This is a genomic window from Agromyces arachidis (assembly GCF_052805135.1).
The window spans coordinates 123,544-148,602 of record NZ_JBRBDK010000002.1; the positions used below are offsets into that span (position 1 = coordinate 123,544).

The window sequence follows — 25,059 nt, forward strand, 5'->3', positions numbered from 1 at the left end:
GGCGATCTTCCAGTCGAGTCAGTCACTGTTGCAGTTACTGCAATATTGTGTGACAGACACTGGAGGGAACCGCCCGCATGACCGCCTCCCCCGCATCAGGCGCACCGCCGATGCTCAGCGCGACCGCGCTGACGAAGACGTACGGAACCGGAGCCTCCCGGTTCGACGCGCTCAAGGGCGTCTCGCTCGACATCCGTCGCGGCGAGTCGCTCGCCATCGTCGGCAAGTCGGGGTCGGGCAAGTCGACCCTCATGCACCTGCTCGCACTGCTCGACCGCCCGACGACCGGCACCGTCCGGATCGAGGGCGACGACGCCGGCGCCGCCCCCGCCAAGCACGTCAACCGCCTCCGCAACGAGCGCTTCGGCTTCGTGTTCCAGCAGTTCTTCCTGACGGCCCAGCAGAGCGTGCTCGAGAACGTCACCCTCCCGCTCCTCGTCGCGGGCGTCGCCCCGCGCGAGCGCACCCGGCGCGGCATGGCCGTGCTCGAGGCCCTCGGCCTCGCCGACAAGGCCAAGAACAAGGCAACGGACCTCTCCGGCGGACAGAAGCAGCGCGTCGTGATCGCTCGCGCCCTGATCAACGAGCCCGACGTGATCTTCGCCGACGAGCCGACCGGGAACCTCGACTCCGCGACCGGCGCCCAGGTCGAGGACATCCTGTTCGACCTGCAGCGCGAGCGGGGCATCACCCTCGTCGTCGTCACGCACGACGACGAGCTCGCCGCCCGGTGCGACCGGCGCGTGACCATCGCCGACGGCCTGATCGTGGAAGGAGCGGGACGATGAGGACCGCGGATGTCATCACCAACGCCACCCGGAACGCGTTCCGCAGCCGGCTGCGCACGACCCTCACGGTCCTGAGCCTGTTCGTCGGCGCCTTCACCCTCACGCTCACGACCGCGCTCGGCACGGGCGTGAACGACTACGTCACCAGGCAGGTCGCGACCGTCAGCACCGGCGATGCGCTGCTCGTCGCCCCGGCCGAGACGTCGGACACCACCGACGGGCCGACCCCGTTCGAGGCCGACGGCCGGCAGCAGGCGACGCAGCCCAACCCGCTCGGCTCCGGCACGCTGCTGAACGCCGACGACCTCGAGGCGATGCGGGGAATGGACGGGGTCGGCATGGTCGAGCCGGTCCGGCAGATCACGATCGACTGGATCTCCCCGGCCGGCGGGGGCGAGGACGACCGCTACGAGATCGACGTCAACCCGAGCTCATCGCTCGGTCGCAGCGACCTCGTGGCCGGCGACCAGCTCGACAACGAGTCGGATGCCGCGCAGGTCGTCCTCCCGGATGACTACGTCGAGGCCCTTGGCTTCGACGACGCCGAGGCCGCGGTCGGGGCGACCGTGCGGCTGGGGTACACGGATGCCGCGCAGGGCGAGCAGACGATCGAGGCCGAGGTCGCCGGGATCGCCCGCATGAGCTTGTTCGCCTCGGGAGCCGGAGCGAACGAGCGCCTGACCGACGCCGTCACCGTCGCGCAGGCGATCCCCGGGCAGCCCGAGGCCTACGTGCTCGCGGTCGCGCACCTCGACGGCACCGGACCGGGCGGCGCCGTCACCGACCAGGACATCGATGACGTCAAGGCGGAGCTCGCCGAGGCCGACCTCGCGGGCCAGACCGTGGAGGACCAGCTCGGCGTCATCCAGACCGTGATCAACGGCATCATCGGCGTGCTGAGCGCGTTCTCCGTGATCGCGCTGCTCGCGGCATCCTTCGGCATCGTCAACACGCTGCTGATGAGCGTGCAGGAGCGCACGCGCGAGATCGGGCTGATGAAGGCCATGGGCATGTCGAACGGGAAAGTGTTCTCGCTGTTCAGCCTCGAGGCGGTCGTCATCGGCTTCCTCGGATCGGCGATCGGCGCCGTGGCCGCCATCGGGATCGGGACCGGCCTCGCCTCCGCGCTCGCGGCCGGGCCGCTGGCCGACCTGCCCGGCCTGACGATCCTGCTCTTCGACCCGCTCAACGTGCTCGCCGTGATCGTCGTGATCATGCTCGTCGCGTTCCTCTCCGGCGTGCTGCCCGCCCGCCGGGCGGCCCGTCAGGACCCGATCGACTCGCTACGGTACGAGTAATCGACCAGGAGGCAGATCATGTCGACCGAACCCGGAACGAGGCGCCGCGGCGTCGCCGAGACGACCGCCGCGATCGAGCGCGCCGCGATCGACCTCGTGACCGAGCACGGCTACGACCAGGTCACGGTCGACATGATCTGCCAGGCCGCCGGCATCAGCCAGCGCACCTTCTTCAACCACTTCAAGACGAAGGATGCCGCGCTGCTCGGCACCGACGAGCCCGCCATCGACCAGCAGGCCGCGCGAGAGTTCATCGTCTCCGACGGACCGCTGCTCGCGGAGGCCGCGGGTCTCGTCCGCATCGAGCCGGACCGCCTCCCGTCCGACCCAACGCTCATCATGCGGCGCATCGACGCCGTCTCGCAGAACCCCGCGCTGCTCGCCCGCCAGATGGAGCGGCTCACCGCCATCGAGGCGGAGCTCCGCCAGATCATCGGGCTCCGGCTGCGCCAGGATGCGCTCAAGGCGGGTGCCGACGACGCCGAACTCGCCGACCTGCCGGAGCAGGCCGAGATCATCACCCACCTGCTCGCCGGCCTCATGCGCTACATCGGACTCAGCTGGGCGCGCCGGGCCGCCGAGGGGGAACCGCCCCCCGTGGGCGCGGCCCATCTCACGGAGCGTCTCGACTCGGTCATCCGCAAGCTCGGGTGACCCGACCTCCGGGATCGGCTTGGGCCCGCCACCTGCGAGGACGGAGTGACCCGCCCAGCCCCGGAATGCCGCGGCGCGCGGAACGTTGCATCCCTGTATGAAGCGCATCGGTTTCCTCTCGTTCGGCCACTGGTCGAACACCCCCGGCTCGCAGACCCGTTCGGCGTCCGACGTGCTGCTGCAGTCGATCGACCTGGCCGTCGCGGCGGAGGAGGTCGGGGCCGACGGCGCGTACTTCCGCGTGCACCACTTCGCGAACCAGCTCGCGAGCCCGTTCCCCCTCCTCGCCGCGGCGGGCGCGAAGACGAGTCGCATCGAACTCGGCACGGGCGTGATCGACATGCGCTACGAGAACCCGCTGTACATGGCCGAGGATGCCGGCGCCGCCGACCTCATCGCGGGCGGCCGGTTGCAGCTCGGCGTCTCGCGCGGCTCACCCGAGCAGGTCATCGAGGGCTACCGGTACTTCGGCTACGAGGCGCCGGATGGCTCGACCATGGCCGACGTCGCCCGGAACAACACCGGCGTGTTCCTGAAGGTCATCGACGGCGCCCGGTTCGCCGAGCCGAACCCGCGGCCGATGTTCCCGAACCCGCACCCGGGGCCGCTCGGCATCCAGCCGCAGTCGCCCGGCCTGCGCGACCGCATCTGGTGGGGCGCCGGCTCCGACTCGACCGCCGTGTGGGCGGCCGAGCAGGGCATGAACCTCATGAGCTCGACGCTGAAGGAGGATGAGTCGGGCGAGCCCTTCCACGTGCAGCAGCGCAAGCAGATCGAGGCGTTCCGCGCCGCCTGGGCCGAGGCCGGGCACGAGCGCGAGCCGCGCGTCTCGGTGAGCCGCTCGATCTTCGCGATCGTGAACGACCTGGACCGCCGGTACTTCGTCGGCGGCGGCGACCGGTCCGACCAGTTCGGCGTCATCGACGACTTCCGCGCGGTCTTCGGCCGCAGCTACGCCGCCGAGCCCGACCGGCTCATCGAGCAGCTCCGCGAGGACGAGGCGATCGCGGCCGCCGACACCCTGCTGCTCACGGTGCCGAACCAGCTGGGCGTCGACTACAACGCGCACGTGCTCGAGTCGATCCTGACGCACGTCGCGCCGGGGCTCGGCTGGCGCTGAGCGATGATCGCCCGGCCCGAACGAGAGGCCGAGACGGCGACAGCGGATGGCACGGCGCCGAGCTCTGCGCCATCCGGGGGTCTGCTCCCGCGCGCCTCGACCGTCGTCGCCGGCGAAGTCAGCGCAGGAAGGTCTCGGCCAATCCTTCCGGACCGCCATGCCGGCGCCACGATGCGGCGATCACGCGGTATGCGCGCTCACCGGCCTCCCGGCACTCATCACGCACCTCGGGATCCCGGACCACCTCGACGCACGCCTTGCGCACGGCCGGTCGCCGCAGCAGGACAGCGGCCGAGACCGCCGCTGCAGCGCCGAGGGGGAACAGCATCAGCCAGGGGTTGCTGCCGTTGCGAGGACGCGCGTCGTACTGCGGCTCGCTCGTTCCGGTCCCAGTCCCGGACGAAGGCATGTCCTGCTCCGACCACGCCGGCAGTGCACTCATAGTCATGATGATCTCCCTATAGAGTGGCGTATGCGGGTGCTAAGTTAGCCCCGCATTAGCCCGAGTATAGGCACGAGGTTAGGGTAGGTGTCAAGAGTGGCGACCGCGCGTGCAGATCCGAACCCCCGCCTGACCGCACAGGCATCGGTACTCAAGGCGTGGGGGCGGGAGTGGCGACGCGCCAACGGCAAGGGCCAGCAGGAGCTGGGGCGACTCGCCGGATATGGAAGCGACGAGAGCCCGAAGAGCGCCGCCGTGGCGATTTCCCGCATCGAGTCCGGCAAGACCGACCCGACCGGTCGGTACCGCCGACGTCTCCTGGACGCGCTCGGGCATACGGAGGCGGAACTCGAGGAGGAGACGGAGCGAGCGCTCGCGGCGCTCTCGCGCCCCGGCGTCTTCGCCCGTGCCATGGCCGGGCCGATCTACATCGAGAACGAGGCCCGGCGAGCTCAGATCATCGCATCGTCGAACCTGCTCACCGAACGGGTCACGTTCCAGGTCCGTAACTCCGAGCGCACGCTCGAGCGAGCGTGCAACGGATTCGTCCTGCCGTTCCTCGAGACGGCCGCGAGGCTGGACTGGCAACGGCGGCTCGATACCGAGGATGCCGGGGCGACCGACGAGACGGCAGGATCGCTCGAGGGCGAGATCCGGCAACTGAGGGGGCAGACGGAGGCCGCCGTCCTGAAGGCGCTGACCGAAAGCACGGCAGGCGCGGGCGCCGGAGGTGGGCCGGGATCAGGAACCGCGGCAGGCGTGCTCGTCGCCCTCTCGGCCGCCGGGACGGCATCGACCGGGGCTGCGATCGCCTCGCTCTCCGGCGCGGCTGCCTCCAGCACCACGCTCGCGTGGCTCGGAAGCGGTTCGCTCGCAGCCGGTCGCATGGGCGTCGCGGGCGGCGCGGCGGTCCTGACCGGCATCGTCGCCTTGCCCGCGCTTCTGGCCATCGGTGGAGTGCTCGTCTGGAAGGGCCGAAAACTTCGCAAGGAAGCCGAAGCAGAAGCCGAGAAGCTTGACGCCGCGCAGCAGGCGCTGGAGGACATGCAGGATGCCCTGCCGCGCGCGGAGAAGTGGAACGAAGCCCAGCAAGCCATCATCCAGCGCGCTGAGCTGCTCGGACGCGCCATCCGATCCCGCGCTGCCGAGGCACCTCCGTTCATCCCAGCACCCGGGGATGACGCGAGCCGCCGGATCGAATGGGACGCGCTTTCCCCCGACGCCCAGAAGGCACTCGAGATCGAGCTCAAGCTGGTCAGCATCATTCTCGACACGCAGGCGCTCCCGGTCTGGCTGGGTGTGACGAGCGTCAATGAGCCCGACCTCACGCCCTCCCAGGAGGAGACGGCCACCAAGTCAGAAGAGTGGATCGACGAGAGTCTGACACTCGCTCGGTCCGACCTGGACGAGTACGAAGAATGGGTCCGGCGCCTCGTGGCCCATGACTCGCCGAACTAGTCGGTCGGCAGGCGCGGACAGGTGCTCAGCGGACGCGGAGCGCCCCGGCTTGCACCCGCACGGTGAACGTCTGCACATCGCCGGCCTCCTCGCCGTCGATCTCGAACGGCAGGGGCTTCGGGAGCTCGACCTTCATGCGCGTGCCGGCCAGATGCGTGGCGGTCTCTGCGTCGACGGCCTCATCGTCGTTCGCGAAGAAGCGGCGGATGCCGTTGTCCCACACGAAGGACCGCACGGTGTCGAGCCACCCGACCAGGCCGTCGGCACTCACGATGAGCGCGTCGAGTCGCCCGTCGTCGAGGACGGCATCGGGCAGCAGTGCGACGCCGCCCTGCACCGTGCCGCAGTTTCCGACGATGAAGGTGTGCCCGCTCAGCGTCTGCGGGTCGTCGTCGTCGATCGCGAGGGTGAACTCGACGACATCCGAGGCGGCGATCGCCCTGCCGAGCGCGGCCACGTAGGCGAGCCAGCCGGCCTTGTCCTTCAGGTCGTCGTCGGTCTCGACGAGCATGTGCGCGTCCAGGCCGAATCCGACCATGACGGCGAAGCCGCGCTCCTCGCCGTCGCCCGTGTCGACCCACCCGATGTCGATGCGCCGCTCACCGGTTCCGAGCGCGCGCTCGATCGCCGCTTCGGTGTCGCCGATCGGGACCTCGAGGTTGCGGGCGAGCAGGTTGCCGGTGCCCTGCGGGATGATGCCGAGCACGGCATCCTCTCCGGCGAGCGCCTCTGCGACGGCCCGAACCGTACCGTCGCCTCCAGCCACCACGACCACCTCGGCGCCGTGCGCAAGCGCCTCTCGCGCCATTCCGCGACCCGGGTCGTCCTCTGTGGTCTCGAACCAGGATGCGGCGGCACAGGCGTCCGGATCGACGCGATCGAAGGCGTCGCAGAGCTCCTGGCGCTCGATCTTGCTCGGGTTGAAGATGACGGCGATGCGAGCGGTGGTCACGCGCTCACTCTGCCACGCCGGATCGGTCCGATGCCGGGGCTTGCCTACGGGGAGCCCGAACGCTAGCCGGCCGAGACCGACGCGAGCGCGCGACCCATCGGGCGCACGCCAGCGGCCCTTCCTTTCGAGGCAGGCCGCCCGAGCAGTTCTCGTCGAGGCGGGCGAACGGCGTTCACGCGAGGCTGAACGACGATGAAGGAACAGCGATCAGGACGCCTTGGGGCATGCAGAACGAATGCCGTGTCAAGGGAGGTCGCGCTGCCGCTCCCACCAGGCTGCGGCGGCGGCGCGACCGGGAAGACCAGCCTTCTCGTACACCGATGAGAGGTGTTTGCGGACAGTGCGTTCCGTAATGAAGAGGCGGGAAGCGATCTGAGTGTTTGTCCACCCCGCGGCCATCAGGGTGAGCACTTCCGCCTCGCGCCGGCTTGGTGCTTCCCGGGCACCCCCGACCTGACCGCGCTCGGTGTCCTTCGGCGTGCCAGAGTCGGCCAGGGCAGCAAGCTGATGAAGCGCACCCTGCACAGCTCGCCGATAGCGGAATGCCGCAACGACCGGTTGCTGGAAGCGACTCAACGCGAGCACTTCGTCATCGGAGAAGTCTCTCTTCGCGCGATTGAGGCCGACGAACACCACAGCATCCCGACCGAGATGGAGGGTGGCTCCAAGCGAGTATCGACCATTCCAGGGGTGATGCATCACCCACCACGTCTCGGTCGTCCAGAACCGATCAAGGTTCACCTCGTCGCTCACGCGGACCGCCCTCGCGGTCCCCAAACGCTGCTGCGCAAGAATGCCAGGGTGCTTGGCAGCGAAGAGGGGGGCGCTAGCGGCTGTTGCCTCGGAGCAGGCGGGGCCGCCGCCCACCACCACGCGGATCTGGGGTTCGGGCACCGCGTGCCGCATCGACGTGACGCCGACCCCGCCGTCCGCATCGAAGAGAACGGAGAGCCGTTCGGCAAAGCCCTGCTCGTCGAACTCATCACGAGCGATCGAATGCGCAGATTCGACTGCGAACTGCAGCGTGTCGGCAACGTTCATGGTGCCCTTCTGACTCCGGGGGCAACGACCGGACACCATCAGATTGGCAGAAACGGCGGTGTATCGAAAGAGTGTCGGAAGCGACACTTGCTGGACCGAGCCGCTAAATGGAACCATCCGGTATACCGCTCCAATAGGCGGCTCGTGCGGTTCCTTCGTTCTTGGAGAGTGCGGGATTCCCACGATTCGCAATCTGGGTGGCTTCTGGAAACAGAGTTCTACGACGCCAGGGAGTGAGTTAGGAGTCGATATGCAATTGCGCATCGCACTCGCCGCGATGATGACCGTTGCGGTTTCGCTCGGTTGCGCGTCGTGCGTCTCCGCCACCGGGTCACCGCCCTCGAGCGAACCGTCGGGCAGCGAGTCGCCGGCATCGGATACCGAGTCTCCGACCGCCGAACCTGAACCGGCGGCGGCAGTCGTGACGCTCGATTTCGACGGCGGCAGTCGACTTGACCCGGCGGCGAGCGTCGGTTGGAGTATCTCGTTCGGGTCCGATGCTGATTGGGCACCCGATTTCGAGGCGCCGGAGAACGTGGTGCAATTCGTGCACTCGAATGGTTCGTGCACTGCGCGCTACATCCAGGAGGTCATCGAGACATCGGCCACGGACGACGCCGCGGCATCCGATGAGTTCCTTGCTGAGCTGACCGGGGACACTGTCGAATCAAATGCCCCCTATGTGGCCGACGGTCACTTCGCGCTTGCAGGACCTGAGGAAGATCCGGGAGCCACTGTTGCGACGCGAAGCATCCTCCTCGTCGATGGTGACTCCACGTGGCTCATCGCCGTCCGAGTGTTCACCGCACTCGACCCGAGCATCCACGGAATGAGCAACGCCTACACGCTTGAACTGAACTGCGTATCGGGTATCGATCCCGAAGGCGTGGTCGAGTCATTGGACGAGGTCGTGAAGATCACCGTCTCGCAATGATCTCTCACGATTGCCTCGTGTAACTCGGCCTCCGCACACGTGCGACGGATGGGCGACGGATCGCCTTCACGGGCCATGCTCTCGAAGGCGGCGTAGCCTCGGAAGGTGACCGAGCAGCAGCCGTTCGACGTCGTCCAGGAGCATGACGGGTGGGAGGTGCGTCGCTATCCGTCGCACGTCGTGGCCGAGACCGTGGTGCGGGGCGTGCCGTTCGAGGATGCCGGCAACGAGGCCTTCCGCCTGCTCGTCGGCTACATCGGCGGTGAGAACGCCGCCCGCCGTTCGATCGAGATGACGGCGCCGGTGGTGCAGTCGTCGGAGAAGATCGCGATGACGGCGCCCGTGCTGCAGGAGCGGAGCGGTGAGGGGCATGTCGTAGCCTTCGTGCTGCCGGCCGGGATCACCGAGGCCGAGGCACCGGTCCCCACCCGTCCCGAGGTGAGGTTGCGGACGGTGCCGGAGCAGCTGGTGGCCGCACTCCGGTTCAGCGGTCGCTGGACCCGGGAGTCGTGGGAGCGGCACCGCGACGAACTGCTCGCCAAGGTGAGCTCCGCGGGGCTCACGGTCCGCGGCGAACCCCGTTTCGCGCGGTTCAACCCGCCCATCACCCCGTGGTTCCTGCGCCACAACGAGGTGCAGGTGGAGGTGGAACCCGCCGCCTGATCCGGCGCCCTCGTTCCGATGGCCAGCACCGGCGCGGATTTCGGTCGATCGCCGGCGTCGAGCGCTCCACGCGTTCCGGACGCCCTACGACTACGCCGTCCACCACGGACGCAGCGGCAGTTCGCCCACTCCCCCGCGCTCGTCCGGCTTCACCGCGAGCACCTGGTGCAGCTGGATGCCGCCGCGCTCGAACTGGAGCCGCGAGCCGGCCATGTAGAGCCCCCACACCTTCGCGGTCGGCAGGCCGACCTCGTCGACCGCCTCGTCCCAGTGCTCGACGAGGTTGGCGCACCAGTCGCGCAGCGTCATCGCGTAGTGCGGGCGCAGGTTCTCCTCGTGCAGCACCTCGAGGCCGGCATCCTGCGCTTCGGTGATGATGCGGCCCGACCCGGTGAGCTCCCCGTCGGGGAAGACGTACCGGTCGATGAACCCGCGCGTCGACGGTTCGGACTTGTTGTCGGGCCGGGTGATGCAGTGGTTGAGCAGCAGCCCGCCGGGGCGCAGCCGCGACTGCAGGAAGCGGAAGTACTTCGCGTAGTTGCGCACCCCGATGTGCTCGAGCAGCCCGATCGACGACACCGCGTCGAACCCGCTCTCGCGGATGTCGCGGTAGTCGGCGTGGCGCACCTCGGCGAGCTCGCCCAGGCCCTCCTCGGCGATGGCGCGCTGCGCCCACGTGGCCTGCTGCTCCGACAGCGTCACGCCGACGACACGGATGCCGCGGCGCGCCGCGTAGCGCACCATCCCGCCCCACCCGCAGCCCACGTCGAGCAGCCGGTCGCCCGGGCTCAGCCACAACTTCTCGAAGACGAGCCGGTACTTGTTCTCCTGGGCCTCCTCGAGGGAGGCGTCGGGCCGCGGGTAGCAGGCGCAGGTGTAGGTCATCGACGGCCCGAGCACCCATTCGTAGAAGGCATTCGACACGTCGTAGTGGTGCTGGATGGCCTCGGCGTCGCGCGCCTTGCTGTGCCGGCGCCCCGTGGCGACGCGACGCCAGCGCGGCGGCGCCTCCCCCGGCGGCGGCGCGATCGGCTTCAGGTGCTCGACGCCGATCGAGCGGAGGATCTGCGCGATCGCCCGCGGAGGCGGCAGCCGGAACACCAGTTCGTCGGCGAGCGCGCGGAGCAGTTCGTAGGGGTCGCCGGGGTGCACGCCGTGGATCTCGAGGTCGCCGGCGATGTAGGCGCGTGCGAGGCCGAGGTCGCCGCGAGCGGTGGCGAGGTAGGTCGTGCCGCGCGGCGTCTTCAGTTCGATGCCGATGGGGGCGTCGGGCGGGCCGGCCGAGCTGCCGTCGTAGGCGGTGAACCGCAGCGGGAGCTGCACGCCGGCGACGAGTTCGAGGATCTCGGCGAGGGTCAGCTTGCCCGAGGCATCCGGCTTCGGCGTGGCATCCGCCGGCGCGGCATCCGCCGTCGTGGCATCCGTCGCCGGCCCGGGCCTGCGTTCCTTGAACGTCGTCATCGTCGTTGCACCGCCTTCGCGTAGAGGTCGAGGAGCCGTGAGTCGGGGTCGTACCGCCGCTTCACGGCGCGGTAGGCGTCGCCGCCGTAGAGCGCGTCGAACTCGTCGCGCGGGTAGTAGGCGTCGGAGTACAGCGACTTGTGGCCGTCGAGCTCGCTCACCTTGTGCTCGATCAGCCGGTTCGTCGCGCCCTCGGTCGCGCCGACCGGCACGGTCGACCAGAAGCCGACGTTCACGTAGGTGCGGTGCGGCTCGAGCGGGTACAGCGGCCAGTCGGTGTCGTTGCGCGGTCGCAGCGGGCACAGCCAGATCGGCTCGATCGGCACCTCGGCGAGGAACCAGTCGAGGAACTCCGCGGTCCGCTCGATCGGGATCTCGACGTCCTGGATCACGCGCTCGCGCAGCGGCCGGTCACGGAACCGCTCGATGCGGTTTCCGATGTCGTACCGCCGTTCGAGCTTCATGAGCTTCCAGTACGAGCTGCTGCGCCGGTAGCGCCGCGGCCAGAACCGGCGAACGAGCGGATGCTGCGCGCCGAACGCCTGCGAGCACCAGAACCAGTCGGTGTCCCACCGCCACAGGTAGTCGTGGATCGTGAGCCGGTCGTGCGTCGCGCCATCCGCATGCTGGATGGAGCGGTAGAAGATACGCTGGCCCGTGTAGTCGCTGGTCGGGCCGGATGCCGCGGTCTGCACGCCCACGCAGAGGTAGCTCTCGTCGGCGCTGAAGACGACCCCGTCGAGGTAGTCGACGCGGGTGCCGTCGTCGAGGGCGCCGGTCTCGACGATGCGGTCCATCGCGTAGATGAGGTCGGCGAGTGCATGGAACCGCAGGTGCGTGAGCGCGACGAACGGCTGCACCGGCTCCAGCTCGATGCGCAGGCGCACGGCGTAGCCGAGCGTGCCGTACGAGTTCGGGAACGCGCGGAACAGGTCGGCGTGCTCCGTCGGCGACGCGGTCACGACCTCGCCGGCGCCGGTGAGGATGTCGAGCTCCAGCACCGACTCGTGCGGCAGCCCGTTGCGGAACGACGTCGACTCGATCCCGAGCCCCGTCACCGCGCCCCCGAGCGTGATCGTCTTCAATTGCGGCACGACCAGCGGCGCCAACCCGTGCGGCAGCGTCGCCGCGACGAGATCCTCGTAGGTGCACATGCCTGCCACGTCGGCCGTCCGCGCCTCCACGTCGACCGCAATCACCTGCGTCAGCCCCGACGTGTCCAGGCCCCGCGCCTCGACCCGGTCGCGCGACCGGAACAGGTTCGACGTCGGCTTCGCCAGCCGCACCGTCGCCGTCGCGGGCAGCGCCCGATAGCTCTCCAGCAGGCGCTCCACGCCGTCAGCGTGAGCAGCTCGTGCGTCAATCGCGTCAGTCGCAGGAGCGGACACACCCTCACGGTAGTCCTCGGGGGAGGAAATCCGCACGGACCCCCGCCGCACGTCCGAGGGAGAAGGGTCAGGGCCACCTCAACGGGGACGTCAGAGATGTCCTGACGCAGGAATGTCAGGGATGTCCTGATCGATCACACCCTTGCGGGCACATCCGGGCCCGGCTCGACCCCGTACTGCTCGACCTTGGCTCCGCGGTCGGCCCTGAGGCTGAAGATCAGGAGGATGAGGGCGAGCACGTTCAGTGCTCCCGAGCCGAGCACGCCGACGTAGTCGCCGGCCTCGGTCCGTACCCCCGTGAACTGGGCGAAGTCCCAGATCGCGTGCACCGCCATGGCGAAGATCAGGGTCCCGCTCGATCGGCGTGCGAGGTAGAGCATCGTGCCCGACGCGAAGGCGAGGAACACCTGCACGATGGCGCCGGTCTGGCCGAAGAACAGGTTCGGCAGGTGCATGAGTCCGAACATCAGGGTGCTCAGGAACCACGACAGGAGTTCGCGGAATCGCCCGCGCAACGCGACCAGGAGGATGCCGCGCGTGAGGAGTTCCTCGCAGAAGCCGACCAGGATGCTCCCGACTGTCGCGAGGACCCACATCTGCAGCGGGACCTGCGAGAGGTCCTTGCCCAGCAGGACGCCGATCGCCACCGCGATCATGAGCACGGGCCCGACCATGATCCATCGCGGGCCGGGTCGCTTCTCGAAGAGTGCCGGCCTCCACCATCCGAGGAGCGACGTGGCGACGATCAGCAGCACGGCCCCGACCGCGAGGGGCAGCACGTACCAGAGCAGGAGCGTGCCCGCCGATTCGCTGATGCGGGGGTAGTCGACGCCGGTCAGAATCCAGACCAGGGCACCCACGAGCATGTAGGCGAGGACGACGGCGAATCCGATCCACGGGCGGGGGCTCACGCGCATGGCATGAACATAGCGGACGATGGAGTCCGGTAACAGTATGGTGAGGCGAAGGCACTGCTGACGATCGCTCGGAGGACTGCATGGACGTCGACATCTCTTCTGGACCGGCCTTCGCGATGGGCACGGTGACCCTGCCGCCGGGGGGATCGGTCCGGGTCGAGGCGGGGGCGATGGCGATGACGCGCGGCGACATCACCATCGAGACCTCGACTCGCGGCGGATTCCTGAAGGGCCTGCGCCGTAGCCTCGGCGGTGAGAGCTTCTTCGTGAACGACTTCCACACCGGGAGCGGCGGCCAGGTGGGCGTGACGGCCACCCTGCCCGGCGACATGACGAAGGTCGCGCTCGACGGCGGGACGGCGCTCCTCGTGCAGTCGGGATCATGGGCGGCGTCCGACCCGACGGTCGACGTCGACGCGAAGTGGGGCGGGGGCAAGTCGTTCTTCAGCGGCGAAGGGTTGATCCTGCTCCGCTGCACGGGGGAGGGCGACCTGCTGCTCTCGTCGTACGGGGCGATCGTGCCTGCGGTCCTTGCGGTCGGAGAGACGATGACGCTCGACACCGGTCACGTCGTCGCGTTCGACGAGACCGTCCAGTACTCCGTCCGCAAGGCGGGCACCTGGAAGTCGACGATCCTCGGCGGCGAGGGCCTCGTCACCGACTTCACCGGGCCCGGCCGGGTGTGGCTGCAGACCCGGTCGAGCTTGGACCTGATCGACTGGATCAAGCAGGTAAACCCCCAGCACTCCTCCGGCTCCTAGGCGGCGGCCGACGGACCACTCCCGGGCCAGCGGCGTGTGGAGCTAGCTACTCGCTCGCCGCTGCCCGTGTCACGGCGTGTCCTCGCGCGCGGAGACACGCAGAACGTAGGCTCCGGACCACTGTGATTCACAGGCGAATCGGAGCTTGTCGCGAAATCGGGTCTTCCTCGGTGCGTGCGGTGACGCGCGCATCCCCGCGAAAGGAGAGAGCAGCATGGACAAAGCGACACCGAACCGACGAGCAGGCACTCCGGCGACGGAGCGTGACAAGCTGCCACCAGCCCACCATTCCGATCGGAACCCCTGACCCGCTTGCCAGCCCGGCAGTCGGGTCGCAACACGCCGCCCAGCTCCCCACGCTCCCGCCACGCGTTGTCGACCGGTGCGAGCGAGACGGAGCCAGTGGCGCGGCCGCGACAACGATCGCGGTATCCCTCGCAAAGGAGTACAGCACCATGGCAGGTCAACGTCCCGGCGGCGTCACCCTCGTCGCCGTCCTCGCATGGCTGAACGGGGCCATCGCGATCATCAGCGGCATCATCCACCTCTTCGGCGACGGCTTCGGCTCGTTGGCCGCGTGGCTGACGATCGTGATCGGCGCCATCACCATCGCCGTCAGCCTCGGCCTGTTCCGCGGCAGCAACACCTCGCGCATCATCATGACCATCGTCTTCGTGCTGAACGCGGCGGTCGCGGTCTACGGCGTGTTCACCTTCGGGAACGGCTTCTGGGGTCCGCTCATCCAAGGCATCATCGCACTCATCGGCCTCGGCCTGCTCTGGTCCCGAAGGGCGAACGAGTTCTTCGACTGACACCCGCCTGATCGACGAACGACGCTCGGCACCGACCGGTGCCGAGCGTCGTTCGTCGTCGAGGGGCATGATACGCCTGCAGTCCCACCGCCGCCGACCGGGTGTGCGCAGTCAGTCGGCGGTCGGCGGTCAGGTCGTCGTCACCCGAGCCGGCTCGCCGGCAGCTGCCCGGCCCATCGCGTTGCCCCGGATGAAGATCAGCATGACCAGGGCGCCGATGATCAGCAGGACCGTCGATGGCGAGACGAGGCTGATGAACACGTTGGTCGTGCCCGCGTTCAGTTCGTCGACCCCGCCGGATGCGAGCATCGTCGTCGGGTCGGTCAGCCCGTGGAGGACCATCGCCCAGATGATGCTCCCGGTCACACGCATGACGAGGTACATCAGGATCCCGAACCAGAAGGTATAGAAGAGCGTGAATGCGACGGTCGCCAGCGGCTGGCCCGTGAACACGTTCGTGCTGTGCAGGGCGGCGAACAGGAGTGCGGACAGCGCCGCGACGACCCATTCGTTGTACCCGGCTCGCCGGAGCAGCACGACGACGACGCCTCGGGTGAGGAGCTCCTCGGAGAATCCGACGAACGCACCGGTCACGAAGACCATGAGGATGACGGCGAGCGAATACTGGCTGTAGTCGGTGCCGAGCGCACGGAGCACGATCGGGATGAGCACGAGCACGGGCGCGAACCACATCCACCAGCTGCCACGCACGGGTTGTCGACCGAAGAGCGGGACCGGCAGCCACCGAACCGTCAGTGCGAACACGAGCAGCAGGATCGACCCGATCACCAGCGGCATCGTGACGGCGACGAATACGCTCGCCGGAGTCTCGAGGACGCTGTCGACTTCGAGGGCGTCGCCTGTGAACGGTCGAACGAGGAACGGCAGGGCCTGGTACAGGGCGAGGTAGGCGGCCACGAAGAGGAGCGCCTTCCACCACCCGCCGCGATCCCAGAAGGCCTTCCACGCATTCGTGTGCGCGGGTGCGCTGGTCTGCTCGGTCATCGTCTCTCTCCACGAGGTCGGTGGTGCAGTTGGAACGATCGTCTCGCTTCGGCGCCCACGCCGACGCGGCCCACGGTAGCGGACAGTGCGCTCAGCTGCGATCGAGCACGCGGCGCGTGCGGGGCCCAGACCGACCGCTCAACGGATGGACCCGTGCAATCAGTGATCGATCGGTGGACTTGCCTGTCAGGGCTGGTGGAAACCTCGGTCTCCACGGGAGCGCTCCCTTGATCTGCCGATGTCATGGCGCTGGCCGGTCTGCTATCCGGCCAGCAGGGTGCGGAGCTCGTCGATTGCCGCGGCCTCGGCCGGAGACACCTTGTCGGAGCCGCCCTTGTCCTTCGCGGCCCCGGCCACATGCTCCGCGACTCCGAGAAGCCAGGCTCGCACGTTCGCTGCAGCCTCCTCCGGGAGGGCGTGGAGGACCGGCAGCACACCCTCCACATAGGAGCGGCCGGTTGAGATCATGAGGTCTTTGTCCGTCGCGTCGATACTCGGCCCGGACTCGCCCTCACCGGACAGCTGCTCCTTCGCCGCCAGGATCAGATCCTGACCAGGCCCGGCTGGGATGTCACCGAGCGCGCTGCGCATGGCGAACGCCTCCTTGAGCATCCCCCACTTGCCCGTGGCGTTGTGCCCCATCACGAACTGCGTACATCCCATCGCTGCGAGCGCGACCTGGTTCACTTCCTGCTCGGTCATGTTCACCTCTCGGAGTCGGGACGATGATCATCCCGGAGGCGGCGCTTGCGCGTCACCGCCCCGCGTGGCGATCACCGCCATCTCGGATGACTCAAGCTACACATAGTTCAGAAGTGTCTCAATTGTTTTCAGCGAGTTCCGATGCGCCCAGGTTGGTCTCGACGCCGCCACCGGGCTGAGTACTGCTTGGAAACGCGAGGGTTCGCGCGCCGCCCTCAACGGAAGCATCCAACTTTCTCGACAGTTCCGAACATCTTCGATGCGCTGCTATGGTGCTGCCCAATACGTGTGCAATCGGCCGGCGAAATGTTGATGCGGGGTGCGGCGAAACGATGACGGCGATCGAGGTCCGGGGGCTATCGAAGGCGTTCGGCGACAGACAAGTGGTGGACGGTCTCGACCTGAGTATCCCGCGGGGGGCGTTCTACGGGATCGCGGGTCCGAACGGCGCGGGCAAGACCACCACCATCCGCATGGTGGCCGGCCTTCTGCGCCCGGACGCTGGTCACATCGGCGTCGACGGCATCGCCGTGTGGCCCGATCCGCGTCCGGCGAAGATCGCGCTGGGGTACGTCCCGGACAACCCGGTGCTGTTCGATCGGCTGAACGCGCGCGAGATGCTCGAGTATGCGGGAATGCTGCGCCGCATGAAGTCGGCGGATGTGTCGGCTCGGTCGACGGACCTCCTTCGCGTACTGGCGTTGGAGGGGGACGCTGATCGACCGATCGCTGACTTCTCGCTCGGGATGACCAAGCGGATCGGCCTGGCGGTGGCGATGCTGCATTCTCCTCGGGTGCTCATTCTCGACGAGCCCTTCGGAGCGCTGGATCCCGTGAACACGCAGGTGATGGAGGAGATGCTCCAGCGGTATCGGAGCGGCGGCGGCACGGTGGTCTTCTCCAGCCACGTCATGGATGTGGTGCAGCGGCTGTGTGATCGGGTCGCGGTGATCGCCTCCGGACGGCGTATAGCAGAAGGTACGGTCGCGGAGCTCGCCCGCGGGGGCACGCTCCAGGAGGCGTTCGTCGACCTCGTCGGGGGTCGAGACCTCGGAGAGGATGAACTGGCATGGCTCTCGTCCTCCTCCGACTGAGGCTCGCGATCCAACGCGGCGCCCGCCACCGCGCGGGTGCGCGCGGGCGGATCGGCTACGTGATCGGGTGGTCTGCGGCAGGGATCCTCGGAATCGTCGCGGGATTCGGCGTCGCGATCCTCGACGACATGAACACCCCGCTCGCTGACCTCATGCTGCTCGCAGCGTTCACCGTGGTGTTCCTGGTGTGGCTCATCGCCCCGCTCATGGTTCCCGGGGTCGGCGGGAGCGTGGTCGATCCCGCGAAGCTGGAACAGTATCCGCTCACCTTCGCCGAGCAGGTCACCGGTCTGCTGCTCGGAGGACTCATCGCGCCGACCGCGCTGTTCACCTTCCTGTTCGCCGCCGGCGGCACCGTCGCCGCGGGCCATGACGCCGTCTCCCGGATCGCGGTCGCACTGGGCGCCGCGCTGTTCGCGCTCCTGTGCGTCGCGGGATCCAATGCACTCCAGGCGCTGCTGGGAGGAGCGTTGTCTTCGCGTCGCGGACGCGATGCGGTGATCATCTTGACCGCGGCGATCGTGCTCGTCCCCTACCTCCTGCTCCAATCGCTCGGGGGCGTGCTCACCGCGGTGGGCTTCGCCGCCGGCCCGATCGCGACCGTGCTGTCGTGGTTGCCACCGGGCGCGGCCGGAGTGATCACCATCGCAGCTCGCGATGACGCGTGGACGCGAGCCGGACTCGCCACGGTGGTCGTCCTGACGGCCGTCGTGGTGGCGCTCGTCGTATGGGGTTGGGCGCTCGCCCGTCACCGTCGCGGAGCCGCAGCGTCCTCCCGGCGCGCGTCCCGGGCATCGGCAACGGAGGGTGAACTCAGTCTCGTGCCGCCGCTGCTGCGCTCGCTCCCAGTGGGGCCGCTCACCGCGGTCGTGTCGCAACAGCTCCGGTACTACTTCTTCCGCTCTCCGAAGGCGGTTCAGTTCCTGGCCATCACCCCGGTGATCGGAGTGATCTTCGCGCACTCCCAGATCGCGGAGCGCGGACTCGTCTTCGGTGCTGCGGTGTTCACGGTGCTGACGGCCTCGGGGGCCATGGTCAACGTCTTCGCCCATGACGGCGCGGGCGTCGAGTACAACGTGCTGAGCGGGGTGTCGCTGCGGTCGGTGCTCACCGGCAAGCTGATCGCCCCGCTCGTCTTCATCGTTCCATTGCTGGTCGGAGTGGTGCTGATCGAAGCGGCGATCACGTCGTCGTGGACCGAAGTCTGGATCGCCCTGATCGCCGGCGGTGCGGCTCTGGCGATCACCATCGCGATCTGCGCATTCTCGAGCGTCTTCAATCCGTTCGACCAGTCCCGCGCGCCGTCGTCACGGGGTCGGGCGGTCATCGGCGTGCTTCTCGCGATCGCGCTGGCCTACGCCATCGTGATCGGTGCGGCGATCGTGTGGGGGATGCTTGCCGCCGTCATCCCCGTCGCCGCCGTGGCGCTTGTCGTGCTCGCCCTGGCCGTCGTGTCCGCGGTCGTGGCGATTCGCCTCGCGGGCGATGCGCTCGATCGCGACGCGAACCGGTTGCTGGCGAGCTTCGCTCCGTCCTGATCTCACGACGGAGCGCGGATCAGGACGGCGAGGGAGGTTCGGAATCCCTGGAATCGTCCGTGTTCCTGAGGCCGAGCGCCGACCTGACGATCAGGAAGAGGCCTACAGCGGGCCAGAGCCACATCAGGAAGCTACCGCCCGTGAAGACGAGCCAGAGCCCGACGCCGATGAGGACCACTCCGATGATGAGGAACACGATGTGGGTCGTTCGCGTGCGTGGGAGCATGCGGCCGATCCTAGTCACGCCACCCGCTCGACGGTGCGGTACTCGCAATATTGTTCAAGAATGTCTCGGACCCCGAGACACCGGGGTGCGCGCAGCGAGAATGGATCACGGAGCTGGGTCCGCTGTCGCGCGCTCGGGTGCGTCAGCGCAAGTCGGGCTAGTTTGGATGAGGCGTTGCCGACCTGACGGTGCGCAGTGTCGAGGTGAGCAGGCATGGATGACTCCGTGGAAAGGGAGGCGGTCGGGCTTCTCGGCATCTTCAGCGAGGAGTTCACAGCGCTTGTCGACCACGCGTTCGGCACCGAGTACATCTCGAACGAGGAGACCCTCGCTCTGATCCGCATCGCGAGTGATAAGCGTCCGACAACGCGCGAGATCGCCGATGACAGCGGCTTGGGCCGCCGAGCGATCTCCCGGTTGGTGGTCCGGCTCGTGGATGACGGCGTCGTGACCCTCGAGCGCTCGACCGTCGACGCCCGCGCGATGGTCGTGCTGCTGACGCCACTGGGGCGAGATCGTGTACGCGTGCTGCGGCGACGGCTCGCGGCGCGACTGGTCGACTGGGGTCCGACCGCGCAGGAGATGGTCCAGAAGCTGGGTGGCGACGCCCCGCCGGCACCGGCCCTCGCGGACCGTGGCGAGAAGCTCGGGCCACTCGAGATCCTGCGTCGCATCGCCCTCACTGGTGCAGGGATCGTCGATCACATGCGTCACCACGCCCCGAAGGGACTTCCGCCCGTGCGACAACTCAGCGCCATTCAGCAGATCCACGCTCATCCGGGGATGCGGCCCAGCCAGCTGGCACCAAAACTCGGGCTGAGCCGCGCCGGCGTCGCATACGTCGTCGATCAGCTCTGCACTGCTGGCTTCGCGGAGCGCCGTCGAGGCGCGGTGACCGGCGACGCGCGCGCGGTCGAGCTCGAACTGACGCCCGACGGTCAGCGCGTCGCCGACCTGATCGGCGCGGCCATGCTCGCGAACCGTCGCCCGCTGATCACACTCCTCAACGAGATCGCCGAGTTCGGGCCCGCGTCCGAAGCGGTCACGCGCCGGCTGGCGTAGATGGTCGCTCTGGGGAAGCTGGGTGAGAGGGGCCCTTGGGTTCTTCCCGTCCGACGCGCGCGGTCGTGGGGTCTGCTGCAGGAGTAGGTGACATCCGAATTGGCTTTGTCCACCGAGCCGCAGCATGGCCGCGGACACGTCCCTCGCTGACACCGACGCGATGCGGCGGGTCGGTTCTACCCGGGGTCACACACGAACGTGCCGAGTCCCAGCCTGTCAGCCGGCCGCAGGCCCATTCCAGCTGTATTCCGCTCGTGAAGGAGCTCGCCGAGAAGAGGAAGGTCCCTGTCTCGGTGACGTACCGGGCGGTCAAGAATTCTGAACCGGGTCGACTTCGACGTATCCGCGGGTCAAGCACCGTGACGTCTCACATCAGCTCAGAAGTCCCAGTCCTCGTCCTCCGTGTTGACTGCCTTGCCGATCACGTACGACGAACCCGACCCCGAGAAGAAGTCGTGGTTCTCGTCGGCGTTCGGCGAGAGCGAGGCGAGGATCGCCGGGTTCACGTCGGTGACCGAGGAGGGGAACATCGACTCGTAGCCGAGGTTCATCAGGGCCTTGTTGGCGTTGTAGTGCAGGAACTTCTTGACGTCCTCGGTCAGGCCGAGGCCGTCGTAGAGGCTCTGCGTGTACTGCACCTCGTTGTCGTAGAGCTCGTAGAGCAGCGAGAACGTGTAGTCCTTGATCTCGTCGCGCTTGGCCTGGTCGACCAGCTCGAGCCCGCGCTGGAACTTGTAGCCGATGTAGTAGCCGTGCACTGCCTCGTCACGGATGATGAGGCGGATCAGGTCGGCCGTGTTCGTGAGCTTCGCCCGGCTCGACCAGTGCATCGGCAGGTAGAACCCGGAGTAGAAGAGGAACGACTCCAGCAGCGTCGAGGCGACCTTGCGCTTCAGGGGCTCGTCGCCGCGGTAGTACTCCATCACGATGGAGGCCTTCTTCTGCAGGTGCTCGTTCTCGACCGACCACCGGAACGCCTCGTCGATGTCCTTCGTCGAGCACAGCGTCGAGAAGATCGACGAGTAGCTCTTCGCGTGCACCGACTCCATGAACGCGATGTTCGTGTACACCGCCTCCTCGTGCGGAGTCAGCGAGTCGGGGATGAGCGAGACCGCACCGACCGTGCCCTGGATGGTGTCGAGCAGCGTGAGGCCCGTGAACACCCGCATCGTCGTGGTCTGCTCTTCAGGTGTCAGCTGGTTCCACGACTGCACGTCGTTCGACAGCGGCACCTTCTCGGGCAGCCAGAAGTTGTTGACCAGGCGGTTCCAGACCTCGAGGTCCTTGTCGTCCTGGATGCGGTTCCAGTTGATCGCGTTGACGTGGCTGACCAGCTTGACCGGCGCGGAGTGGGCCGGGTCGTTGGTGGCCGAGTTCACCGGGTCGGTGAGAGTCATCCGTTCATTCCTCTTCTCGAGTCATCCGATATGTGCGCAGCGATCAGAGCGTGCAGCTGACGCACATCTCCAACTCAGTTCCCTCAAGCGCCTGCTGACGCAGCCGGATGTAGTAGATCGTCTTGATGCCCTTGCGCCAGGCGTAGATCTGGGCCTTGTTGATGTCGCGGGTCGTCGCGGTGTCCTTGAAGAACAGCGTGAGCGAGAGGCCCTGGTCGACGTGCTGCGTCGCCGCGGCGTAGGTGTCGATGACCTTCTCGTAGCCGATCTCGTACGCGTCCTCGTAGTACTCGAGGTTGTCGTTCGTCATGAACGGCGCCGGGTAGTAGACGCGGCCGAGCTTGCCTTCCTTGCGGATCTCGATCTTCGACGCGATCGGGTGGATCGACGACGTCGAGTTGTTGATGTACGAGATCGAGCCGGTCGGCGGCACCGCCTGCAGGTTCTGGTTGTAGATGCCGTGCTCCTGGATGGAGGCCTTCAGCTCCTGCCAGTCGTGCTGCGTCGGGATGTGCACGCCGGCGTCGGCGAAGAGCTCGATGACCCGCGCGGTCTGCGGCACCCACGCGGCATCCGTGTACTTGTCGAAGAACTCGCCCGACGCGTACTTCGAGTCGGCGAAGCCGTCGAAGGCCTCGCCGCGCTCGATGGCGATCCGGTTCGACGCGCGCAGCGCGTGGAAGAGCACCGTGTAGAAGTAGATGTTCGTGAAGTCGATGCCCTCCTCGCTGCCGTAGTGGATGCGCTCGCGGGCGAGGTAGCCGTGCAGGTTCATCTGGCCGAGGCCGATGGCGTGCGACTTGTCGTTGCCGTCTTCGACGGACCGCACCGACGAGATGTGCGACATGTTCGAGACGGCGGTCAGGCCGCGGATGGCGGTCTCCACCGTCTTGCCGAAGTCGGGCGAGTCCATCGACAGCGCGATGTTCATCGACCCGAGGTTGCACGAGATGTCCTTGCCGATCTGGTTGTAGGAGAGGTCCTCGTTGTAGGTCGTCGGCGTGTTCACCTGGAGGATCTCGGAGCACAGGTTCGACATGTTGATCCGGCCCTTGATCGGGTTGGCCTTGTTCACCGTGTCCTCGAACACGATGTACGGGTAGCCCGACTCGAACTGGATCTCGGCGATCGTCTGGAAGAACTCGCGCGCGTTGATCTTCGTCTTCTTGATGCGCGGGTCGTCGACCATCGCGCGGTAGTTCTCGGTGATCGGCACGTCGCCGAACGGCTTGCCGTAGACGCGCTCGACGTCGTACGGCGAGAAGAGGTACATGTCCTCGTTGTTCTTCGCGAGCTCGAACGTGATGTCGGGCACGACGACGCCGAGGGAGAGCGTCTTGATGCGGATCTTCTCGTCGGCGTTCTCGCGCTTGGTGTCGAGGAACCGCATGATGTCGGGGTGGTGCGCCGACAGGTACACGGCGCCGGCGCCCTGGCGTGCGCCGAGCTGGTTGGCGTAGCTGAACGAGTCCTCGAGGAGCTTCATCACGGGGATGATGCCCGACGACTGGTTCTCGATCTGCTTGATGGGCGCACCCGACTCGCGGATGTTGCTGAGCAGCAGTGCCACGCCGCCGCCGCGCTTCGACAGCTGCAGCGACGAGTTGATGCCGCGGGAGATCGACTCCATGTTGTCTTCGATGCGGAGCAGAAAGCACGAGACGAGCTCGCCGCGCTGCGCCTTGCCCGTGTTGAGGAAGGTCGGCGTCGCCGGCTGGAAGCGGCCGGAGATGATCTCCTCCACCAGCTCGGTCGCGAGCTGCTCGTCGCCCTGCGCGAGGCCGAGCGCGGTCATGACCACGCGGTCCTCGAAGCGCTCGAGGTAGCGCTTGCCGTCGAAGGTCTTCAGCGTGTAGCTCGTGTAGTACTTGAACGCGCCGAGGAACGTCTCGAAGCGGAACTTCTTCGAGTACGCCAGGTCGTTGAGCTGCTGGATGAACTCGAACGAGTACATGCCGAGCACCTCGGGCTCGTAGTACTCCTTCTCGACGAGGTAGTCGAGGCGCTCCTTCAGCGAGTGGAAGAAGACCGTGTTCTGGTTGACGTGCTGGAGGAAGTACTCCCGCGCCGCCTCCTTGTCCTTCTCGAACTGGATCTTGCCGTCGGCGCTGTAGAGGTTCAGCATCGCGTTCAGGGCGTGGTAGTCCATCCCCGAGTTGCTCGAGCGCGGTGCGTCGATGACCGCTACGCCACTGTCGCTTGCGGCGCCTGCTGCTGCGTTGACCAAAATGCGTCCAATCCCTCGTCGACGGCGCGAACGTCGTCTGGTGTTCCGAATACTTCGAAGCGGTAGAGGTGCGGCACGTGGCACTTCGCGGCGACGATGTCGCCCGCGAGGCCGTAGGCCGCCCCGAAGTTGGTGTTTCCGGCGGCGATGACGCCGCGGATGAGTGCGCGGTTGTGCGGGTCGTTCAGGAACCTGATGACCTGCTTGGGCACGGCGCCCTTGCCGTCCCCACCCCCGTAGGTCGGAACCACGAGGACGTACGGCTCGTCGGCGACGAGCGCGGCATCCTTCGCATGGAGCGGGATGCGCGCCGCCGGCCGGCCGAGCTTGTCGATGAAGCGTGCGGTGTTGCCCGACACGCTGGAGAAGTAGATGAGGTTCGTCATGACTGCTCCTGGTGCTGCATCACGACCCCCCGGTCGATGCGCCCGGGAGCCGTTACGCCAGCCGCGACGCCAGCTCGTCGATCTTGTCGGGGCGGAAGCCCGACCAGTGGTCTTCGTCGGTGATGACGACGGGGGCCTGCAGGTAACCGAGCTCCTTGACGGCGGCGAGCGCGGTCTCGTCCTGCGAGAGGTCGAGGATCTCGTACTCGATGCCCTTGCTGTCGAGGGCCCGGTACGTCGCGTTGCACTGGACGCAGGAAGGCTTGGTGTAGACCGTGACCGTCATCTCTGTGACCCCTCTTCTCTGGCTCCCTCAGGAGCCGTTCTCCCCCGGTGTTGCTTGGTCCTTCGATACTACATCTAGTGGCTGAGCAAATGCACGACCACAAGATGATGTAGTTACATCCGTGTAGTTTTCCACCGGGTTCTCCACCGACTGTCAACAGGTCGAAGGGGGCCTGATCGGCGGATTTCCGCGGCTTCGGATCGCGTTCTCCACAGGCCCGCTCATTCGAGCGGAATCGGCCTGTGCATGGATGTCGGGCGTGTCGCGATTTCCCGACATCTGGGCCTCATCGGCCCGGCGACCCCAACATGTGGTGTTGTGCAGGCCATGCTTCCACCAGCCACCGACATTCCGGCGACGGATGCCGCGGCGCGTCGCCCCCGCGCGCGTGACATCCGCCCCCACTTCGCGGGCCGTGACCGCCCCTACCCATTTCGGCGGCCCCGG

The 25,059-nt window shown here is 67.5% G+C and carries 25 protein-coding genes; 12 read left to right on the top strand and 13 right to left on the bottom strand.

What is annotated here, in order from left to right:
* Positions 1–77: 77 nt before the first annotated feature.
* From ACUY4T_RS03560 to ACUY4T_RS03575, 4 genes are all read left to right on the top strand, one after another.
* On the top strand, positions 78–788 hold the full coding sequence (locus tag ACUY4T_RS03560) for an ABC transporter ATP-binding protein (RefSeq protein WP_446017529.1): 711 nt from the start codon (positions 78–80) through the stop codon (positions 786–788).
* Positions 785–2,086, top strand: a complete 1,302-nt coding sequence (locus ACUY4T_RS03565; RefSeq protein ID WP_446017530.1) for an ABC transporter permease — start codon at positions 785–787, stop codon at positions 2,084–2,086. The genes ACUY4T_RS03560 and ACUY4T_RS03565 overlap by 4 nt, the downstream gene beginning before the upstream one ends.
* An 18-nt stretch (positions 2,087–2,104) precedes the next feature.
* Positions 2,105–2,740: a TetR/AcrR family transcriptional regulator gene (locus ACUY4T_RS03570; RefSeq protein WP_446017531.1), complete on the top strand. Its 636-nt coding sequence runs from the start codon at positions 2,105–2,107 to the stop codon at positions 2,738–2,740.
* Positions 2,741–2,837: 97 nt separating this feature from the next.
* Positions 2,838–3,860, top strand: coding sequence for an LLM class flavin-dependent oxidoreductase (locus tag ACUY4T_RS03575; RefSeq protein WP_446017532.1), 1,023 nt, complete (start codon positions 2,838–2,840; stop codon positions 3,858–3,860).
* A gap of 118 nt (positions 3,861–3,978) precedes the next feature.
* Here ACUY4T_RS03575 and ACUY4T_RS03580 read toward each other — a convergent pair whose 3' ends face one another.
* Entirely contained in the window at positions 3,979–4,302 is a 324-nt protein-coding gene (locus ACUY4T_RS03580) for a hypothetical protein (RefSeq protein WP_446017533.1), read from the bottom strand.
* 96 nt (positions 4,303–4,398) lie between these two features.
* On the opposite strand from ACUY4T_RS03580, the gene ACUY4T_RS03585 reads away from it, so the two are divergent.
* Entirely contained in the window at positions 4,399–5,760 is a 1,362-nt protein-coding gene (locus tag ACUY4T_RS03585) for a helix-turn-helix domain-containing protein (protein WP_446017534.1), read from the top strand.
* 25 nt (positions 5,761–5,785) lie between these two features.
* Here ACUY4T_RS03585 and ACUY4T_RS03590 read toward each other — a convergent pair whose 3' ends face one another.
* Together ACUY4T_RS03590 and ACUY4T_RS03595 are read right to left on the bottom strand one after the other, a co-directional pair.
* Positions 5,786–6,712 carry a diacylglycerol/lipid kinase family protein gene (locus ACUY4T_RS03590; RefSeq protein ID WP_446017535.1) on the bottom strand — a complete coding sequence of 309 codons (927 nt, stop codon included), beginning with the start codon at positions 6,710–6,712 and terminating at the stop codon, positions 5,786–5,788.
* A 243-nt stretch (positions 6,713–6,955) separates the two neighbouring features.
* Complete coding sequence (locus ACUY4T_RS03595) at positions 6,956–7,753, bottom strand: helix-turn-helix transcriptional regulator (RefSeq protein WP_446017536.1); 798 nt, start codon at positions 7,751–7,753, stop codon at positions 6,956–6,958.
* A gap of 250 nt (positions 7,754–8,003) precedes the next feature.
* Between ACUY4T_RS03595 and ACUY4T_RS03600 the strand changes: the two genes are divergently transcribed.
* Positions 8,004–8,687 (top strand): hypothetical protein, encoded by a 684-nt coding sequence (locus ACUY4T_RS03600; protein ID WP_446017537.1) that lies wholly within the window; start codon positions 8,004–8,006, stop codon positions 8,685–8,687.
* A 105-nt stretch (positions 8,688–8,792) separates the two neighbouring features.
* On the top strand, positions 8,793–9,350 hold the full coding sequence (locus tag ACUY4T_RS03605; protein WP_446017538.1) for an SOUL family heme-binding protein: 558 nt from the start codon (positions 8,793–8,795) through the stop codon (positions 9,348–9,350).
* A 90-nt stretch (positions 9,351–9,440) separates the two neighbouring features.
* Here the strand turns inward: ACUY4T_RS03605 and ACUY4T_RS03610 are convergent, their stop codons facing one another.
* The 3 genes from ACUY4T_RS03610 to ACUY4T_RS03620 all read right to left on the bottom strand — a co-directional run bounded on the left by ACUY4T_RS03610 (position 9,441) and on the right by ACUY4T_RS03620 (position 13,116).
* Positions 9,441–10,811 (bottom strand): class I SAM-dependent methyltransferase, encoded by a 1,371-nt coding sequence (locus ACUY4T_RS03610; RefSeq protein WP_446017539.1) that lies wholly within the window; start codon positions 10,809–10,811, stop codon positions 9,441–9,443.
* Positions 10,808–12,145, bottom strand: a complete 1,338-nt coding sequence (locus ACUY4T_RS03615; protein ID WP_446017540.1) for an FAD-binding oxidoreductase — start codon at positions 12,143–12,145, stop codon at positions 10,808–10,810. The genes ACUY4T_RS03610 and ACUY4T_RS03615 overlap by 4 nt, the downstream gene beginning before the upstream one ends.
* A gap of 188 nt (positions 12,146–12,333) precedes the next feature.
* Positions 12,334–13,116, bottom strand: coding sequence for a CPBP family intramembrane glutamic endopeptidase (locus tag ACUY4T_RS03620; RefSeq protein WP_446017541.1), 783 nt, complete (start codon positions 13,114–13,116; stop codon positions 12,334–12,336).
* 80 nt (positions 13,117–13,196) lie between these two features.
* Between ACUY4T_RS03620 and ACUY4T_RS03625 the strand changes: the two genes are divergently transcribed.
* Positions 13,197–13,877, top strand: a complete 681-nt coding sequence (locus ACUY4T_RS03625; RefSeq protein WP_446017542.1) for a TIGR00266 family protein — start codon at positions 13,197–13,199, stop codon at positions 13,875–13,877.
* 455 nt (positions 13,878–14,332) lie between these two features.
* A complete protein-coding gene (locus tag ACUY4T_RS03630) occupies positions 14,333–14,689 on the top strand; it encodes a hypothetical protein (RefSeq protein ID WP_446017543.1) in 357 nt (118 codons plus the stop codon).
* Positions 14,690–14,818: 129 nt separating this feature from the next.
* Here ACUY4T_RS03630 and ACUY4T_RS03635 read toward each other — a convergent pair whose 3' ends face one another.
* Positions 14,819–15,694, bottom strand: coding sequence for a CPBP family intramembrane glutamic endopeptidase (locus ACUY4T_RS03635; protein WP_446017544.1), 876 nt, complete (start codon positions 15,692–15,694; stop codon positions 14,819–14,821).
* Positions 15,695–15,955: 261 nt separating this feature from the next.
* Positions 15,956–16,396 carry a hypothetical protein gene (locus ACUY4T_RS03640; protein ID WP_446017545.1) on the bottom strand — a complete coding sequence of 147 codons (441 nt, stop codon included), beginning with the start codon at positions 16,394–16,396 and terminating at the stop codon, positions 15,956–15,958.
* Between the two features lie 332 nt (positions 16,397–16,728).
* On the opposite strand from ACUY4T_RS03640, the gene ACUY4T_RS03645 reads away from it, so the two are divergent.
* Together ACUY4T_RS03645 and ACUY4T_RS03650 are read left to right on the top strand one after the other, a co-directional pair.
* The gene (locus ACUY4T_RS03645) at positions 16,729–17,490 is read left to right on the top strand and encodes an ABC transporter ATP-binding protein (RefSeq protein WP_446017546.1); all 762 of its coding nucleotides are present in this window, start codon (positions 16,729–16,731) and stop codon (positions 17,488–17,490) included.
* A complete protein-coding gene (locus ACUY4T_RS03650; protein ID WP_446017547.1) occupies positions 17,466–19,028 on the top strand; it encodes a hypothetical protein in 1,563 nt (520 codons plus the stop codon). The genes ACUY4T_RS03645 and ACUY4T_RS03650 overlap by 25 nt, the downstream gene beginning before the upstream one ends.
* Before the next feature lie 19 nt (positions 19,029–19,047).
* On the opposite strand, the gene ACUY4T_RS03655 is transcribed toward ACUY4T_RS03650, so the two are convergent.
* The gene (locus tag ACUY4T_RS03655) at positions 19,048–19,254 is read right to left on the bottom strand and encodes a hypothetical protein (RefSeq protein ID WP_446017548.1); all 207 of its coding nucleotides are present in this window, start codon (positions 19,252–19,254) and stop codon (positions 19,048–19,050) included.
* Positions 19,255–19,467: 213 nt separating this feature from the next.
* Here ACUY4T_RS03655 and ACUY4T_RS03660 point away from each other — a divergent pair, with 213 nt between their 5' ends.
* Positions 19,468–20,316 (top strand): MarR family transcriptional regulator, encoded by an 849-nt coding sequence (locus tag ACUY4T_RS03660; protein ID WP_446017549.1) that lies wholly within the window; start codon positions 19,468–19,470, stop codon positions 20,314–20,316.
* A gap of 377 nt (positions 20,317–20,693) precedes the next feature.
* On the opposite strand, the gene nrdF is transcribed toward ACUY4T_RS03660, so the two are convergent.
* The 4 genes from nrdF to nrdH are packed head-to-tail and all read right to left on the bottom strand — an operon-like array spanning position 20,694 to position 24,612.
* A complete protein-coding gene (gene nrdF, locus ACUY4T_RS03665) occupies positions 20,694–21,713 on the bottom strand; it encodes a class 1b ribonucleoside-diphosphate reductase subunit beta (RefSeq protein WP_446017550.1) in 1,020 nt (339 codons plus the stop codon).
* A 43-nt stretch (positions 21,714–21,756) separates the two neighbouring features.
* Positions 21,757–23,862: a class 1b ribonucleoside-diphosphate reductase subunit alpha gene (gene nrdE, locus ACUY4T_RS03670; protein ID WP_446017551.1), complete on the bottom strand. Its 2,106-nt coding sequence runs from the start codon at positions 23,860–23,862 to the stop codon at positions 21,757–21,759.
* Positions 23,863–23,897: 35 nt separating this feature from the next.
* Complete coding sequence (gene nrdI, locus ACUY4T_RS03675) at positions 23,898–24,326, bottom strand: class Ib ribonucleoside-diphosphate reductase assembly flavoprotein NrdI (RefSeq protein WP_155840818.1); 429 nt, start codon at positions 24,324–24,326, stop codon at positions 23,898–23,900.
* A 52-nt stretch (positions 24,327–24,378) separates the two neighbouring features.
* Complete coding sequence (nrdH, locus tag ACUY4T_RS03680; RefSeq protein WP_446017552.1) at positions 24,379–24,612, bottom strand: glutaredoxin-like protein NrdH; 234 nt, start codon at positions 24,610–24,612, stop codon at positions 24,379–24,381.
* Between the last annotated feature and the right edge of the window lie 447 nt (positions 24,613–25,059).

Coding starts and splice junctions, on each gene's coding strand:
- ACUY4T_RS03560 (WP_446017529.1), top strand. CDS start 78: ATGACCGCCTCCCCCGCATCAGGCGCACCGCCGATGCTCAGCGCGACC.
- ACUY4T_RS03565 (WP_446017530.1), top strand. CDS start 785: ATGAGGACCGCGGATGTCATCACCAACGCCACCCGGAACGCGTTCCGC.
- ACUY4T_RS03570 (WP_446017531.1), top strand. CDS start 2,105: ATGTCGACCGAACCCGGAACGAGGCGCCGCGGCGTCGCCGAGACGACC.
- ACUY4T_RS03575 (WP_446017532.1), top strand. CDS start 2,838: ATGAAGCGCATCGGTTTCCTCTCGTTCGGCCACTGGTCGAACACCCCC.
- ACUY4T_RS03580 (WP_446017533.1), bottom strand. CDS start 4,302: ATGAGTGCACTGCCGGCGTGGTCGGAGCAGGACATGCCTTCGTCCGGG.
- ACUY4T_RS03595 (WP_446017536.1), bottom strand. CDS start 7,753: ATGAACGTTGCCGACACGCTGCAGTTCGCAGTCGAATCTGCGCATTCG.
- ACUY4T_RS03600 (WP_446017537.1), top strand. CDS start 8,004: ATGCAATTGCGCATCGCACTCGCCGCGATGATGACCGTTGCGGTTTCG.
- ACUY4T_RS03610 (WP_446017539.1), bottom strand. CDS start 10,811: ATGACGACGTTCAAGGAACGCAGGCCCGGGCCGGCGACGGATGCCACG.
- ACUY4T_RS03620 (WP_446017541.1), bottom strand. CDS start 13,116: ATGCGCGTGAGCCCCCGCCCGTGGATCGGATTCGCCGTCGTCCTCGCC.
- ACUY4T_RS03625 (WP_446017542.1), top strand. CDS start 13,197: ATGGACGTCGACATCTCTTCTGGACCGGCCTTCGCGATGGGCACGGTG.
- ACUY4T_RS03630 (WP_446017543.1), top strand. CDS start 14,333: ATGGCAGGTCAACGTCCCGGCGGCGTCACCCTCGTCGCCGTCCTCGCA.
- ACUY4T_RS03635 (WP_446017544.1), bottom strand. CDS start 15,694: ATGACCGAGCAGACCAGCGCACCCGCGCACACGAATGCGTGGAAGGCC.
- ACUY4T_RS03640 (WP_446017545.1), bottom strand. CDS start 16,396: ATGACCGAGCAGGAAGTGAACCAGGTCGCGCTCGCAGCGATGGGATGT.
- ACUY4T_RS03645 (WP_446017546.1), top strand. CDS start 16,729: ATGACGGCGATCGAGGTCCGGGGGCTATCGAAGGCGTTCGGCGACAGA.
- ACUY4T_RS03650 (WP_446017547.1), top strand. CDS start 17,466: ATGGCTCTCGTCCTCCTCCGACTGAGGCTCGCGATCCAACGCGGCGCC.
- ACUY4T_RS03655 (WP_446017548.1), bottom strand. CDS start 19,254: ATGCTCCCACGCACGCGAACGACCCACATCGTGTTCCTCATCATCGGA.
- ACUY4T_RS03660 (WP_446017549.1), top strand. CDS start 19,468: ATGGATGACTCCGTGGAAAGGGAGGCGGTCGGGCTTCTCGGCATCTTC.
- nrdF (WP_446017550.1), bottom strand. CDS start 21,713: ATGACTCTCACCGACCCGGTGAACTCGGCCACCAACGACCCGGCCCAC.
- nrdE (WP_446017551.1), bottom strand. CDS start 23,862: ATGGACTACCACGCCCTGAACGCGATGCTGAACCTCTACAGCGCCGAC.
- nrdI (WP_155840818.1), bottom strand. CDS start 24,326: ATGACGAACCTCATCTACTTCTCCAGCGTGTCGGGCAACACCGCACGC.
- nrdH (WP_446017552.1), bottom strand. CDS start 24,612: ATGACGGTCACGGTCTACACCAAGCCTTCCTGCGTCCAGTGCAACGCG.